The organism is Microbacterium testaceum, assembly GCF_003075375.1.
Classification (GTDB): domain Bacteria; phylum Actinomycetota; class Actinomycetes; order Actinomycetales; family Microbacteriaceae; genus Microbacterium; species Microbacterium testaceum_E.
Map to the genome: position 1 here is coordinate 38,997 of NZ_QDFT01000014.1, position 14,645 is coordinate 53,641.

A 14,645-nucleotide genomic window follows, 5' to 3' on the forward strand; every position below is an offset into this window, starting at 1 on the left:
CCGCGCGCACGCCCGACGCGCGCCCCGCGACGCGCGCATAGCGTTCGCACAGCGGCCGGTGGTTACGCCGCGCAACCGGACAGCGCTACTATTTGTTGACTTTCAGCAAATACTTGACGCCCGGCCCACGCGACCGAGCCTCGCCTTTCTCGATGAGGACAGATGTCAGACATCACCCGCAGCCGGCGCGCGCACACCGGCACCACCGACACGGTCATGACGCACCGCATGATCATGTTCGTGATCTTCGGCCTCATGGCCGGCATGTTCCTGTCCGCGCTCGACCAGACGATCGTCGGCACCTCGATCCGCACGATCGGCGACGACCTGCAGGGGCTGAGCCTGCAGGCGTGGGTCACGACCGCGTACCTGATCGTCTCGACGATCTCGACGCCCATCTACGGCAAGCTCTCCGACATCTTCGGTCGGCGTCCGCTGTTCCTCATCGCCATCGTCATCTTCATCGTCGGCTCGGTGCTCGCGAGCTTCTCGACGTCGATGGCCGAGCTGGCCGCGTTCCGCGCGATCCAGGGCCTCGGTGCCGGTGGCCTGATGTCGATGCCGTTGGCCATCATGGGCGACATCCTCGCCCCGCGCGAACGCGCCAAGTACCAGGGCTACTTCCTCGCTGTATTCGGCATCTCGAGCGTCATCGGCCCCCTCGTCGGCGGCATCTTCGCCGGCGCGAGCGAGATCCTCTTCATCACCGGCTGGCGCTGGGTGTTCCTCATCAACGTCCCGATCGGCATCGCGGCGCTGGCGATCGTCTGGCGGTTCCTGCACATCCCGCAGCAGCCGCGCCGCTCTGTGCGCATCGACTGGTGGGGCGCGACGACCGTCATCGTCGCCCTCGTGCCGCTGCTGCTCGTCGCCGAGCAGGGACGCGAGTGGGGCTGGGGTTCGCCCATCGCCCTCGCCTGCTACGTCGTCGGGGCCCTCGGCATCCTGGCCTTCGTCATCGCCGAGACCAAGATGAAGGATGACGCGCTCATCCCGCTGAAGCTCTTCCGCTCCCCCACCTTCTCGATGGCCACGATCATCGGCGTGCTCGTGGGCTTCGGCATGTTCGGCGCGATGCTGACCCTGCCGCTCTACCTGCAGCTCGTGCTCGGCTCGACGCCGACCGAGAGCGGCTTCGAGATGCTGCCGATGATCCTGGGCCTGATGATCGCGTCGATCGCGAGCGGTCAGATCATCGCGCGCACCGGCCGCTACCGCATGTTCCCGATCCTCGGCACCGCACTGATGTCGCTGGGCTTCTTCCTGCTGACGTTCCTGCAGTACGACAGCCCCTACTGGCACGTCGCGATCGCCATGCTCGTGATCGGCCTGGGCCTGGGTCAGCTCATGCAGACGCTGACGATCGCGAGCCAGAACTCCGTGGGCGTGCGCGACATGGGCGTGGCCACCAGCGGATCGACGTTCTTCCGTCAGATCGGTGGAACCCTCGGCACCGCGGTGCTGCTGTCGCTGCTGTTCACCTTGATGCCCTCGAACATCATCGGCTCCTTCTCGGACCGCGGCACCCTCACCGACGCCCTCGACGCGGCCTTCGATCCGACTGTCTCGTCGGCTCCCGCGAACCAGAAGATCATGGACGCGATCTACACCCCGATCGTGACGCAGACCGAGGACGCGGTGACCCAGCAGGTCCAGCAGGGTGTGCAGCAGGCTCGGGATGCCGCGACCCAGGCCGTGGCCGCGCAGGTCGCCGCCGGGCAGCTCCCGGCCGCCGCGCAGGCGCAGGCGACCCAGGCCGCGATCGCGCAGGCGACCTCGGCGGCGGCCGCGCAGATCCAGCAGCAGGTCCCCGTCGCTCGCGTCGGCTCGGACGGATCCGTGAGCCTGGACTTCTCGAACGCCGGTGACCGCGCCGCCTTCGTGGACCAGGTCGCGACGACCCTGACCGACCGCTTCACCTCGGGCGACGGCGGCACCGCTGTGGGCGGCTCGACGCTGGACGACACCTCGTTCCTGGTCGGCGCCGACGCGCGACTGACCAAACCGTTCCTCGTGGGCTTCAACTCGTCCGCGACGACGGTCTATTGGACGGCGATGGGCGTGGTGCTGCTCGCCTTCGTGCTGGCGCTGTTCTTCCGCACGCCTCCGCTGCGCGCCAAGTCGGCGCTGCAAGAGGCCGCCGACGAGCGTCGTACCAAGAAGGACGAGGAGACCGCCGCCGACGAGGCCGCCGCGCAGACCGGCGCCCTGCTCACCCCCTGAGGACGCATCCGGCATCCATGTCCCACTTTTGGTCGGCCGACAGGGCTCCAACCGACCAGAAGTGGGACACACACCGCCAAAAGTGGGACGAGGGGGATGCTGAGACGCCGAAGGGCGGGGCCGTCACGACGACGCCCCGCCCTTCGGCGTTCTCATACGGCCTCGCGCGCGCGCAGGTCCTTGCGCAGGATCTTGCCCGACGTCGACTTCGGCACGACCTCGATGAACTCGACGCGTCGCACCTTCTTGTGCGGGGCGACATGACCGGCGACGAACGTCATGACGTCCTCGGCGGTGAGGCCGGCGTCGGGTGCGGCTACGACGAAGGCCTTGGGGATCTCTTCGCCCTCGTCGTCGCGGACGCCGATGACCGCGGCATCCTGGATCTTCGGGTGCGACAGCAGCAGGGCCTCGAGCTCGGCCGGGGCGATCTGATAGCCGTGGTACTTGATGAGCTCCTTGAGCCGGTCGACGATCGTGAAGTAGCCGTCGACGTGGTGCACGCCGATGTCGCCGGTGTGCAGGAACCCGTCGGCATCCAGCGTCTCGGCGGTGGCGTCGGGGCGGTTGAGGTAGCCGAGCATGACGTTGGGCCCGCGCACCCAGATCTCGCCGGGAGGGGTCAGACCGTCGTCGCCGTGCTGCTCGAGCTCGGCCCCCGTCTCGGGGTCGACGAGCTTGGCGTCGCAGCCGGGGATGAGTACGCCGACCGAGCTGACCGGAAAGCCCGAGTCCGCCGGGATGGCGTGCGACACGGGGCTGAGCTCGCTCATGCCGTAGCCCTGGTAGAACCGCGCCCCGATGCGCCGGCCCGCGGTCTCGGCCGTCTCGCCGTCGAGCGGAGCCGCTCCCGAGAACACGCTTTGCACGCTCGAGAGGTCGAAACCGTCCACGGCGGGGTGCTTGGCGAGGGCGACCGCGATCGGCGGCGCGATGAACAGGAACGTGCAGCGGTGATCCTGCACGACGCGCAGGAACTCCATCAGGTCGAACCGCGGCATGGTCACGAGCGTCGCGCGCTGACGCAGCGCGAGGTTGAGCAGCACCGTCATGCCGTAGATGTGGAAGAACGGCAGCACCGCGAGGACGCGGTCATCGGGCGTGATCTCGATGATCGGTCGGCACTGGTGCACGTTGGCGACCAAGTTGCGGTGCGACAGCATCACGCCCTTGGGCACGCCCGTCGTCCCCGACGAGTACGGCAGCACGGCCACGTGGGTGGCCGGGTCGAACGACACCTCGGGCGGTGTGCGTCCCTCGCCGAGCAGCGCGCGCAGGTCGGGGTGACCCTCGGCGCCGTCGAGCACGATGACGTGGTCGTCGGCGATGCCCGCCGCCTGCGCCGCGGCCGACGCCTGGGGCAGCAGGGGCGAGACGGTCACGAGCCAGGTGGCGGCGGCATCCCTCAGCTGGTTCTCGATCTCGTGCGCGGTGTAGAGCGAGTTGATCGTCGTGATCGACGCCCCCGCCCGCAGGATGCCGTGGAACACCGTCGCGAAGGCCGGGACGTTCGGGCACAGCATCGCCACGACCGAGCCGACCCCCACCTCGCGCGCGGCGAGCGCGCCCGCGAACGCGTCGACGTGGGCGCGCAGCGTGCGGTAGGTCGTCTCGGCGCCGCTGGAGGGGTCGACCAGGGCGACGCGGTCGAGGTCGGGCTCGTCGAGCGAGGCGAAGAGGTAGTCGTAGATGCTCTGGTCGGGGATCTCGATACTCGGGTACGGGCTGTGGAACACGGGTTCTCTCCCTCGAAAACGCGGGCGGCGTCGTCGCCGTGCGCTCATCCTGGCACCGGTGAGACGCGGTGTCACCCATGGCGACACCGGCTCTCGGCGGCCGCTCAGGTGAAGGCGAGCACGACGCCCCCCGCGGCACCCAGGATGACGACCGCCCACGCGGGCGCCTTGAAGGCCGTCAGCAGCACGAAACCGATGGCCGCGAGCAGCAGGGGACCCGGCCCCGTGATCGCGGTGGTGAACACGGGGGTGTACAGAGCGGCGCCGAGGATGCCGACGACCGCCGCGTTCGCGCCGCGCATCGCCGCGCGCACCCGGGGTCGCTCGCGCACGGCGTCCCAGAACGGCAGCACGCCGACGAGCACGAGGAAGCCGGGCAGGAAGATCGCGGCCAGGGCGAGGCCCGCGCCGAGGACTCCCCCGGGTCCCACGTTCGAGACGGCGCCCAGGTAGGCCGAGAAGGTGAAGAGCGGTCCCGGCACCGCCTGCGCCGCGCCGTAACCGCTGAGGAACGCCTCGGCCGAGACCCAGCCGGTCTCGACGACCCCCGCCTGCAGCAGGGGCAGCACGACGTGGCCGCCGCCGAAGACCAGCGCCCCCGCGCGGGAGAACGCATCGGCCAGGGCCACCGCGCCCGACCCGGTCGTCGCCGCGAGCACCGGCAGAACCACGAGCAGCACGACGAACAGCGCCAGGCAGGCGATCGCGACGCCGCGCCGGATGCCGAAGGGGGGCAGCGTCGTCGGCGACGACTCCTCGATCCCGCGCAGCAGCACAACCCCCGCCAGGATGCCGACGCCCAGCGCCCCGAGCTGCCCCGGCGCCGCGGGCAGCAGCAGAGCCATCGCCAGCGCCACCACGGCGATCCCGGCCCGACGCGCGTCGGGCGTGAGCGTCCGTGCCATGCCCCAGACCGCGTGCGCGACGATCGCGACGGCGACGATCTTCAGCCCCGCGAGCACCCCCTCGCCGACCGGACCGGCGACGAGCGCGGCACCCGCGGCGAACGCCACCAGCAGGATCGCGGACGGCAGGGTGAACGCGGCGAAGGCCGCGAGCGCCCCGAGGGCGCCGGCGCGCTGCAGTCCCATCGCGAACCCCACCTGGCTCGAGGCGGGGCCGGGCAGGAACTGGCACAGCGCCACGAGGTCGGCGTAGGCGCGATCGTCCATCCACCGACGGCGAACGACGAGATCGTCGCGGAAGTAGCCCAGGTGGGCGACCGGACCCCCGAACGACGTGACGCCCAGCCGCAGGAACGCGAGGAAGACCTCGCCGGGTGTTCCCGCGCGCGGCACGGTCGGAGTCTGCATCCCCGCATCCTCCCGTCGTGGGGGAAACAACGGGTGAACCCTACGACAGCGGCACGTCGAGCAGGGCGTCGACGAGGCGCAGCGTCCGGGACGTCGCCTCGTGGTCGGCGACGATGTCGCGCCCCGCGATCGCGTCGCGGAAGAACGCGACCTCGCCCACCATCGGGTTCGACGGCGCCTCGACGAACGTCACCTCGGGGGCGCCACCCCGCGGCGTGAGCACGAGACGGCGCGGGGCGTCGATCGCATCGATCTCGAGCGTGCCGTCCTCGCCCTGGATCTCGCTCGGCAGGCCGGTGTCGGTGATCTTGGACCACGCCACGTCTGCGACGAAGCCGTCGTACGCGGCGAGCGCGCTGCCCGCCCCGTCGGTGTGCGCCGCGATCCCCACGCGGACGCCGTGCAGGCTCCGCGGGACGCCGAACAGTCGAACGAGCGCGTGCAGCGGATACACCCCCAGATCCCGCAGGGCACTGCCGCCGAGCGCGGGGTCGAAGATGTTGGTCTGCTCACCGGCGAGCACCTGGTCGTACCGGGCCGAGCGCTTCTCGTACCGCAGCGCGACGCGACGGATCGTCCCCAGCCGCGGCAGGAGTGTGCGCACCGCCTCGAGACCGGGGTCGTACGCGGTGCGCATCGCCTCGAGCAGCACGACGCCCCGCGCGCGGGCGCGGGCGACCGCGGCATCCCAATCGTCGCCCGACAGCACGGCGGGCTTCTCGACGAGCACCGGGATGCCGGCATCCACCGCCTCGTCGATCTGCGCACGGTGCACGGCGTTGGGGCTGGCGAGATACACCGCGTCGACGTCGTCGGCGGCGAGCAGGGCGGTCAGGCCCGCCGCGGTGCCCGGTGCGCCGATCTCGTCCGCGAAAGCGCGGGCGCGGGCGAGGTCGCGCGAGGCGACCCGAGTGATCTCGACCCCGTCGACGGCGGCGACCGCCTCGGCCAGACGCGCGGAGATGGAGCTGGTGCCGACGATGCCGATGCGGATCATGCCTCTATCTTGGCGACCCTTCTCACCACGCGACTCGCGCTCACGGGTTCGGGAGTGCGTTTCGCGGCCCGGATAGGATCGCGGCACTCGCCACCCGAACCCGAGGCAGCATGACGACCACCCGAGCCCAGCGCCGTCGGCGCGCCTCGCAGCGCGTCCGCGCGCGCCGCACCCTGGTCGCGACGCTGGCCGTGGCCCTCATCGCCGGAGCCGTGACGGCGTTCGCATTGACCCGCCCCGAGGCGCCGACGCCCGACGTCGACGTCGCGGCGCCCGCCACCCCGAGCGCGACGCCGACTCCCACGCCCACGCCCCTGACACCGGCGCAGAAGCTGCTGGCCGGCTCGACCGACCCCCACGCGTGCGCGGTGTCGTTCGCGGGCGACGGCATCGCCCTCGACCCCCTGCTCGAGTCCGAGGGCTCCCGCTACCAGTCGCTGCCGATCCCGCGCACCGCGGGGCGCGTCTTCGCCGGGTGGTACGACACCGCCGACGACGCCGGCGCCCTGACCACCGCCGCCCGGATCAACGGCGCCGATCTCGTCGCGTGCACCGCGCGCGAGCGCGTGCTGCACGCGGGGTGGACGACCCCCGAGCGCAACGCGGCGGAGGATGCCGGCATCCCGATCCTCATGTACCACCAGTTCACGCAGAAGCCCGAGGGCGAGGACAACTGGCTGCGCGGCAACTACGTGTATGTGCCGGACTTCGATGCGCAGATGGCGCACATCCAGCAGGGGGCCTTCTACCTGCCGACCTGGGACGAGATCAGTGCCTTCATCGACGGCGCCCTCTTCCTGCCCAAGCACTCCGTCGTCATCACCGATGACGATGCCGACTCCACCTGGCTGCAGTGGGCCGCCCCGATCGTGGCGCAGCGTCAACTGCTGACGACGTCCTTCGTCATCACCTCGGCCCGCACCGAGCCGACCCCGAATCCCTTCGTGCTGCAGCGATCGCACAGCCACGACATGCACCGCGCGGGGCCGAACGGCAAGGGCCGGATGGTCAACGACGACGCCGCCACGATCGCCGCCGACCTCGAGCATTCGGCGCAGATCCTGGGGGCGAAAGAGGTCGTCGCCTACCCGTTCGGACACTACGACGAAAGGACGAAAGAGGGCGTTCGTCAGGCGGGATTCGAACTAGGACGTACCATTGAACCCGGATACGTGCGCATCGGCACCGACAAACTGGCGCTGCCCGTCATCCGCATCAACTACGGCACGACCGTCGACGAGCTCGCAGCGAAGATCGGGTGATTCGCCCCCGTCCTTCCGCGGATCGCAGATCGGTTCCCACCGGGCGCTGGGGTGAACACCCGCTAGCTCCCAGGTAACTGCTCCACAATCCCAATTCGAGCACGCGTCGGCCGGTCTACGCTGTGTATTTCTGGCTATCGACGAAAACGCGAGCATTTCATGGACCTTTCCGTCATCGTTCCGACCTTCAACGAAGGTCCGAACGTCGCCGAACTCGTCCGTCGGACGTCCGACGCGCTGACCGGTCGCGCGGTCGAGGTCATCTTCGTCGACGACTCCACCGACGACACCCCTGACGTCATCCGCGCCGTCGCCGCCTCCGCCGACATCCCGGTGCGCCTGATCCACCGCGACAACCCCGTCGGAGGTCTGGGCGGCGCCGTCGTCGAGGGGATCCGCGCGGCCGAGAGCAACCGCTGCGTCGTCATGGACGGCGACCTGCAGCACCCGCCCGAGGTCATCGCCGATCTGCTCGCCCGCGCCGAAGAGGGCGACGCCGACGTGGTCGTGGCATCCCGCTACATCGCCGGCGGCACCTCGGACGGCCTGGCCAATGCGGTGCGCACCGCCGTGTCGCGCGCGTCGACGCTGCTGACCAAGGCGATGTTCCCCAAGAAGCTGCACAACTGCTCCGACCCGATGACCGGGTTCTTCCTGGTGCACCGCGACTCCCTCGAGGTCGAGACGTTGCGTCCGCGCGGCTTCAAGATCCTGCTCGAGATCCTCGCCCGCAAGCAGATGCGCGTCGCCGAGGTGCCCTTCTCGTTCGCCCCCCGATTCGCCGGCGAGTCCAAGGCCTCGTTCAGCCAGGGCATGCGCTTCCTCACGCAGCTGACCATGCTGCGCTTCGGCCGCATGTCGGCGTTCGCCCTCGTCGGCGGTCTCGGCGCCGTGGCCAACCTGCTCATCATGGGCGGGCTGCAGCTGCTCGGCGTGCAGTACCTGGTCGCCGCGGTCATCGCGAGCATCATCACGATCGTGGCGAACTTCCTCGCCCTCGAGTACCTGGTCTTCGCCGACATGCGCGAAGAGTCCGGGCTCATGCGCCACCGGTTCATCAAGTCGTTCACCTTCAACGGCATCGAGGCGATCGTGCGCATCCCCGTGATCTGGGTGCTCGTGAGCCAGGCGCACATGCCCAGCGTGATCGCCGCCGCTCTCACCCTCATCGCCGCGTTCGTGGTGCGCTTCGTGTTCCACGCGCTCGTGGTCTACGCCCCCAAGAAGAGCCGCGTCGGCCGCGCCGTCCGTGCCGTCGAGCCCCTCGAGGACGAAGTCACCGCCTGAGCCCGGGGCCCCGGCATCCAGCGCCCGTCCGGACGGGGCGGCGTAGGCTGGGACCATGTCCTCCGACGCAACGATCCGCATGTTCGGCGCCGACTGGTGCCGCGATTGCATCCGCACCAAGAAGCAGCTCGACGAGCTCGGCATCGACTACGAATACGTCGACCTCGTCGCCGACCCGGCCGCGGCCGACGTCGCGAAAGAGATCTCGGGTCGCACGAGCATCCCTGTCGTCGTCTACCCCGACTCGAGCCACCACGTCGAGCCCTCCAACGCCGACGTCGAGGCCAAGCTCCGCGAGCTCTCGCTGATCTGATCGGGTCCCCGTGACCCTCGCCGCCGCGTGGCCCGTCCGGCGGTCCCTCACCGCCGAGGCCGGCACAGCCCTGCCTCCCTTCGTCGACCATCACGTGCACCTGCACCTGATCGACGCGTCGTCGTTCGCGCGGCGCGGGATCGCCGCGGTGGTCGACCTCGGCGGTGACCCCGTTCACCTCGCGCGGCGGGGCGACGGCATCCCTCATGTGCGATACGCGGGCGCCTTTCTGACCGTGCCCGGCGGGTACCCGCAGGGTCGGTCGTGGGCGCCCGCGTCCATCGTGTGCGAGGTGACCGACGCCTCGTCGCACCCGGGAGTACCCGGAGGGGCGCGCACGGCGGTGGACGCCCAAACGGATGCCGGGGCCGCGGTCATCAAGGTCGCCCTGCACGCCGACGCGGGACCCGTGCCCGACGACCCGACCCTCACGGCCATCGTCGCCGCCGCCCGCGCCCGCGGGCTCGCCGTGGTGGCGCACGCGCAGGGCCCCGGTCAGGTGGAACGCGCGATCGACGCCGGCGTCGACGTCCTCGCTCACACCCCCGCAGACGCCCCGTTGTCGCGGCGCGTGCTCGCTCGCGCCGTGGCCGCGGGCCAGGCGTGGATCTCGACGCTCGACATTCACCGCGGTGACGCTCGCGATCGCGCCATCGCCAACCTGCGGGCCTTCGCGGCGCGCGGGGGGCGCGTGCTCTACGGCACCGACCTCGGCAACGGCGACCTGCCCGTGGGGCTCAACCGCCGCGAACTGCTGGCCCTGCACGAGGCGGGCGTCCGCGGCGACCGCCTGATCGAGGCCCTGAGCGACCCCTGGCCCGCCGCCGCCCCGACGGCCGGCCTGTCGACCTTCATCCCGGGCCCCGCGCCCACCCATCCCGACGACCTCGCGACGTGGCTCAGCCGCGGCACGGTCGTCGCCACCGAGGAGCTCGCCCGTGTCGACTGACCCCTCCCCCGACTTCGGATCCGTCGACCGGCTCGAAATCCCGCACCACCGCGATGCCGACGACGGCCTGGCTGCCGAGGCGGCCTCCCTCGACGCCGCCGACCCGCTCGCCCGCCACCGCGACGCGTTCGTCGGCGCCGAGAGCGCGCTGGTGTACTTCGACGGCAACTCGCTCGGTCGTCCCCCGCGCGCCACGGCCGAGCGGCTGTCGCGCTTCGTGACGGACGAGTGGGGCGGCCGCCTCATCCGCGGGTGGGACGAGGCGTGGATGCAGCTCCCGTTCGCGATCGGCGACCGCATCGGGGCGATCGCGCTGGGCGCGGCATCCGGCCAGACCGTGATCGGCGATTCGACCACGGTGCTGCTGTACAAGCTGCTGCGGGCCGCGCTCGACGCGCAGTCCGCTGCCGACCCCGATCGCGTCGAGATCGTCGTGGGACGCGACGACTTCCCCACCGACCGCTACCTGGTCGAGGGCATCGCCGCCGAACGCGGAGCGCGAGTCGTCTGGGTGGACGTCGACACCTCGCGAGGGGTGGATGCCGACCTGCTCCGCGCCGCGGTCGGACCGCGAACCGCAGTGGTGCTGTTGAGCCACGTGTCGTACCGCTCCGGATATTTGGCGGACGGGCCGGGGTTGACCGCGATCGCCCACGAGGCCGGCGCCCTCGTGCTGTGGGACCTGTGCCACTCGGCGGGGTCGGTCCCGATGGATCTGGACGCGTGGGGCGCCGACCTCGCCGTCGGCTGCACCTACAAGTACCTCAACGGCGGACCGGGCTCCCCCGCCTTCGCCTACGTCGCCTCCCGGCACCAGCACCGGCTCGTGCAGCCCGTCCAAGGATGGATGGGTGCCGCCGACGTCTTCTCGATGGGCCCGGTCTACCGACCCGCCGACGGCATGCGCCGCTTCCTCTCGGGGACGCCGCCGGTGCTCGCCATGATCGCCATGCAGGACACCCTCGACCTGCTCGAGGACGCCGGGATCGCCGCCGTGCGGACGAAGTCCGTCGCCCTGACCGACTTCGCGATCCGGGTGGCCGACGGCATCCTGAGCCCTCTGGGGGTGCGCCTGGCCTCTCCGCGCGACGCGGCCGAGCGCGGCGGCCACGTGACGCTGTCGCACCCGGCGATGCGGGCCGTGACGGCACGGCTGTGGCGCGACGACGTCATCCCCGACTACCGCGACCCGCACGGCCTGCGGATCGGCCTGTCTCCGCTGTCGACGAGCTTCATCGAGACGCTCACGGGCCTGCGTGCCGTCGCCGAGGCGGTGCGCGCGGAGTCCTGACCCGGGACCGACTCCCGGCGGGTCGAGACCGAGGGCTAGCCTCGGAGGGTGATCGATCCGCTCATCGTCGTCATCGCCGGTGTGGTGGTGGTCGCCCTCGCCACCGTCATCGGACCGCGGTTCAACATCGCGGGTCCCCTGATCCTGCTCGCCATCGGCGCCGGGGTCAGCCTGCTGCCGTTCATCCCGCCGTTCGCGGTGAATCCCGAGATCATCCTGGTCGGTGTGCTGCCGCCCCTGCTGTATTCGGCCGCGGTGCAGCTGCCGGCGGTCGAGTTCCGCCGCGACTTCGCCCCCATCGCGGGGTTGTCGGTGCTGCTCGTCGTCTTCAGCTCGATCGTCCTCGGCCTGTTCTTCTGGGCCGTCATCCCCGGCCTGGGGCTGGCTCTCGGCATCGCGCTGGGGGCGATCCTCAGTCCCACGGATGCCGTGGCCACCTCGATCGCGAAACGCCTGGGCATCTCGCCGCGCGTCGTCACCCTGCTCGAGGGCGAGAGCCTGCTCAACGACGCCACCGCGCTGGTGCTGCTGCGCACGGCCACGGCGGCCGTGGCATCCGGATTCGCCTTCGGCGACGCCCTGGCCTCGTTCGCCTGGGCGGTCGTGGTCGCCCTCGCGGTGGGAGCGGTCGTCGGCTGGGTCAACCTGCGGGTCCGCGAGCGCGTGTCCAACTCGGCCGCCAACACGGCGTTGAGCTTCACGGTGCCCTTCATCGCCTACCTGCCGACCGAGCACCTGGGCGGATCGGGCCTGGTCGCGGCGGTGGTTGCGGGCATCGTCACCGGACAGGGCGCCGCCCGGCGCTTCACCCCCGAGCAGCGCATCAGCGACCGCCTGAACTGGCGGACGGTCGAGTTGATCCTCGAGGGCGGCGTCTTCCTGGTGTTCGGCCTCGAGCTCAAGGACATCGTCATCGCGAACGTCCGCGCCGACGAGGGGCTCTGGCACGCCGCGTGGCTCGCGCTCTCGGCGCTCGGCATCGTGCTCGCGGTGCGGGCCCTGTACGTGTCGGCGCTCATCTGGGTGCAGGGTCGGCGGAGCCGCCGGCGTCTGCGCGAGGCGCATCGCGTGACGGGCGCGCAAGAACGTCTGGACCGGTTCGAGCAGGCGTACCGCGAGTCGCCCGAGCAGTTCGGCGCGCGGGCCGCCGACCCCGCGCGCACCGCGCGTCGCGTCGGCTGGATGCGCACGCGCATCGCCCGCACCATGGCCGACCTCGACTACTACCGCGACACCCCGCTCGGGGCGCGACACGGCACCGTGATCGTCTGGGCGGGCATGCGCGGCGTGGTGACGCTGGCCGCGGCTCAGACGCTGCCCGAAGATCTCGGCCCCCTTCGTCCGCTGCTGATCTTCGTCGCGTTCCTCGTCGCGCTGTTCAGCCTGGTCCTGCAGGGCCTCACCCTGTCGCGCGTCGTCAGCGCCGCGGGTCTGGCCGGCGAGGGCGGCGAGGGGCCGTCGCGCGAGGAGCAGCGCGCCCTGGACGGGGAGCTGCGGGATGCCGCGATCGCGGCGGTCCGAGCGGGTTCGCTGACGCGCCGCGACGGCGGCACCTTCCCCGCTGAGCTAGTCGAGCGAGCGGGAGCGCGGCTCACGCAGCCGCCCGATGACGACGCGTCGGCGCGCGTCCGCGACTTCCTGGAACTGCGGTTGGCGTCGATCGAGGCGATGCGTCGGCGATTGCACGCGCTGGGCCGCGACGGTCGTTACAGCACCGCGGCGCTCCGACACGCGCTGGCCGAGCTCGACGCCGATCAGCTGAGCCTGGAACTGCGCATCGACGACGGCGAGGACGACTGAGTGGAATAGGCCACCACCGGCCCGGGTTTTCATTCACGTGCATGCGGTCGCCGCGAAAGCCGCGGTGACTCGACGGCCGGAGAGAAGATCACCCATGAGCAGGTTCACCCACAAGGTCGCCCTCGTCACCGGTGCCGGCAGCGGGATCGGCGCCGCCATCGCCCGCGGACTGGCCGCCGAAGGCGCCTCGGTCGTCGTCACCGACATCGATCGGGATGCCGCCGACTCCGTCAGCCGCCAGATCACCGAGGCGGGCGGAACCGCCGCGACGTTCGTGCAGAACACCGCGAACTGGGAGGACTCCCGGGCGGCCGTCGACTTCGCGCAGCAGACCTACGGCGGACTGCACCTCGCCGTCAACAACGCCGGTATCGGCGGTCCGGCCGCACCCATCGGCGACTACGACGTCGACGCCTGGGACCGCGTACGCGCCATCAACCTCGACGGCGTCTTCTACGGCCTGAAGTTCCAGTTGCCCGCCATCGTCGCCTCCGGGGGTGGAGCGGTCGTGAACATGGCATCCGTCCTGGGGTCCGTCGGAATCGCGCAGAGCGCCGCCTACGTGGCCGCGAAGCACGCCCTCGTCGGGCTCACCAAGGTCGCCGCGCTGGAGTACACGGCCCAAGGTGTGCGCACGAACGCCGTCGGACCCGGCTTCATCGACACGCCGCTCGTCCGCGCGAGCCTCTCGCCCGAGGCGCTGACCCACCTCGAGAAGGAGCACGCGACCGGACGTCTCGGCAGCGACACCGAGGTCGCGGCCCTCACGCTGTTCCTGCTGAGCGACGACGCCTCGTTCATCTCGGGCAGCTACCACCTGGTCGACGGCGGGTACTCGGCGCACTGAGCCCCGGCCCGGGTCGGCGGCTCGCATCGAGCCGCGGGCCCGGGAGATCGGCCGGGCGCTTTCGCAGGACCGTGGGGCACAATGGTCGCGGAGGTTCCCATGAGCGATTCGACACCGACGTTGCCCTCGTCCGCGGGCTCCGCCGAGGGCGCTCACGTCTCTATCGAGCACGCGGCGGCCGAGTGCCCGCGGTGCTTCACCGAGCTGCAGAGCGACCGGGACTGGTGGCGCGCTCGCCCCGCCGGTTCGCGCCTGGTCGGTCTGGTGGTCTCGCGCCCGGACATGCCGACCGTCAAGCAGCAGCGCGACGACCTGACGCGGTTCGGCGTGCCGATCGAGGGCTTCCGGCATCCCGCACCCGAAACGCTCGAGGGCTGGGCCAACCGTCTGGACCGCTTCTTCGGAACCCTCACCCACGGTGACGTCCTGGTCGTGGCGAGCATCCACGCCCTGGGGCTCACCCGCGAGGACGCCAACCGTGCCGTCGCCGACCTGCGGCGTCGCGGCGTGATCGTGAAGGTGCTGTCGCACGGCGAGCGGCATCTGCACGACGCGGCCGTGCCCTCGCGCGGCTGAACGCGCGCGGCGAACGGCCATCGGTCGCGTCGCTGTCGTCTACGACCTCTT

General features: G+C 71.1%; 12 protein-coding genes. 9 read left to right on the plus strand and 3 right to left on the minus strand.

Features of this window, described 5'->3' with window-relative positions; genetic code table 11:
• Positions 1 to 162 precede the first annotated feature (162 nt).
• Entirely contained in the window at positions 163 to 2,223 is a 2,061-nt protein-coding gene (locus DC432_RS07625) for an MDR family MFS transporter (protein WP_243393066.1), read from the plus strand.
• 152 nt (positions 2,224 to 2,375) lie between these two features.
• Here DC432_RS07625 and DC432_RS07630 read toward each other — a convergent pair whose 3' ends face one another.
• The 3 genes from DC432_RS07630 to DC432_RS07640 all read right to left on the minus strand — a co-directional run bounded on the left by DC432_RS07630 (position 2,376) and on the right by DC432_RS07640 (position 6,269).
• Positions 2,376 to 3,959, minus strand: coding sequence for an AMP-binding protein (locus tag DC432_RS07630; RefSeq protein WP_116537354.1), 1,584 nt, complete (start codon positions 3,957 to 3,959; stop codon positions 2,376 to 2,378).
• A gap of 104 nt (positions 3,960 to 4,063) precedes the next feature.
• Positions 4,064 to 5,272: a chromate efflux transporter gene (gene chrA, locus DC432_RS07635; RefSeq protein WP_116537355.1), complete on the minus strand. Its 1,209-nt coding sequence runs from the start codon at positions 5,270 to 5,272 to the stop codon at positions 4,064 to 4,066.
• 40 nt (positions 5,273 to 5,312) lie between these two features.
• Entirely contained in the window at positions 5,313 to 6,269 is a 957-nt protein-coding gene (locus DC432_RS07640; RefSeq protein ID WP_116537356.1) for a Gfo/Idh/MocA family protein, read from the minus strand.
• Between the two features lie 110 nt (positions 6,270 to 6,379).
• Here DC432_RS07640 and DC432_RS07645 point away from each other — a divergent pair, with 110 nt between their 5' ends.
• The 8 genes from DC432_RS07645 to DC432_RS07680 all read left to right on the plus strand — a co-directional run bounded on the left by DC432_RS07645 (position 6,380) and on the right by DC432_RS07680 (position 14,594).
• Positions 6,380 to 7,531, plus strand: a complete 1,152-nt coding sequence (locus DC432_RS07645) for a polysaccharide deacetylase family protein (protein WP_116537357.1) — start codon at positions 6,380 to 6,382, stop codon at positions 7,529 to 7,531.
• Between the two features lie 159 nt (positions 7,532 to 7,690).
• The gene (locus DC432_RS07650; protein WP_116537358.1) at positions 7,691 to 8,818 is read left to right on the plus strand and encodes a glycosyltransferase; all 1,128 of its coding nucleotides are present in this window, start codon (positions 7,691 to 7,693) and stop codon (positions 8,816 to 8,818) included.
• 55 nt (positions 8,819 to 8,873) lie between these two features.
• A complete protein-coding gene (locus tag DC432_RS07655; RefSeq protein ID WP_108319259.1) occupies positions 8,874 to 9,131 on the plus strand; it encodes a glutaredoxin family protein in 258 nt (85 codons plus the stop codon).
• Between the two features lie 10 nt (positions 9,132 to 9,141).
• The gene (locus DC432_RS07660) at positions 9,142 to 10,080 is read left to right on the plus strand and encodes an amidohydrolase family protein (RefSeq protein WP_116537359.1); all 939 of its coding nucleotides are present in this window, start codon (positions 9,142 to 9,144) and stop codon (positions 10,078 to 10,080) included.
• 37 nt (positions 10,081 to 10,117) lie between these two features.
• Positions 10,118 to 11,371, plus strand: coding sequence for a kynureninase (locus tag DC432_RS07665; RefSeq protein ID WP_116537375.1), 1,254 nt, complete (start codon positions 10,118 to 10,120; stop codon positions 11,369 to 11,371).
• Between the two features lie 48 nt (positions 11,372 to 11,419).
• Positions 11,420 to 13,171 (plus strand): cation:proton antiporter, encoded by a 1,752-nt coding sequence (locus tag DC432_RS07670; protein ID WP_116537360.1) that lies wholly within the window; start codon positions 11,420 to 11,422, stop codon positions 13,169 to 13,171.
• A gap of 94 nt (positions 13,172 to 13,265) precedes the next feature.
• Entirely contained in the window at positions 13,266 to 14,018 is a 753-nt protein-coding gene (locus DC432_RS07675) for an SDR family NAD(P)-dependent oxidoreductase (RefSeq protein WP_116537361.1), read from the plus strand.
• A 99-nt stretch (positions 14,019 to 14,117) separates the two neighbouring features.
• Complete coding sequence (locus tag DC432_RS07680) at positions 14,118 to 14,594, plus strand: dehydrogenase (protein ID WP_116537376.1); 477 nt, start codon at positions 14,118 to 14,120, stop codon at positions 14,592 to 14,594.
• Positions 14,595 to 14,645 lie beyond the last annotated feature (51 nt).

What these genes read in the sequence shown, in the direction of transcription:
- DC432_RS07675 (WP_116537361.1), top strand. Translation starts at nt 13,266, where the DNA reads ATGAGCAGGTTCACCCACAAGGTCGCCCTCGTCACCGGTGCCGGCAGC.
- DC432_RS07650 (WP_116537358.1), top strand. Translation starts at nt 7,691, where the DNA reads ATGGACCTTTCCGTCATCGTTCCGACCTTCAACGAAGGTCCGAACGTC.
- chrA (WP_116537355.1), bottom strand. Translation starts at nt 5,272, where the DNA reads ATGCAGACTCCGACCGTGCCGCGCGCGGGAACACCCGGCGAGGTCTTC.
- DC432_RS07645 (WP_116537357.1), top strand. Translation starts at nt 6,380, where the DNA reads ATGACGACCACCCGAGCCCAGCGCCGTCGGCGCGCCTCGCAGCGCGTC.
- DC432_RS07655 (WP_108319259.1), top strand. Translation starts at nt 8,874, where the DNA reads ATGTCCTCCGACGCAACGATCCGCATGTTCGGCGCCGACTGGTGCCGC.
- DC432_RS07625 (WP_243393066.1), top strand. Translation starts at nt 163, where the DNA reads ATGTCAGACATCACCCGCAGCCGGCGCGCGCACACCGGCACCACCGAC.
- DC432_RS07680 (WP_116537376.1), top strand. Translation starts at nt 14,118, where the DNA reads ATGAGCGATTCGACACCGACGTTGCCCTCGTCCGCGGGCTCCGCCGAG.
- DC432_RS07640 (WP_116537356.1), bottom strand. Translation starts at nt 6,269, where the DNA reads ATGATCCGCATCGGCATCGTCGGCACCAGCTCCATCTCCGCGCGTCTG.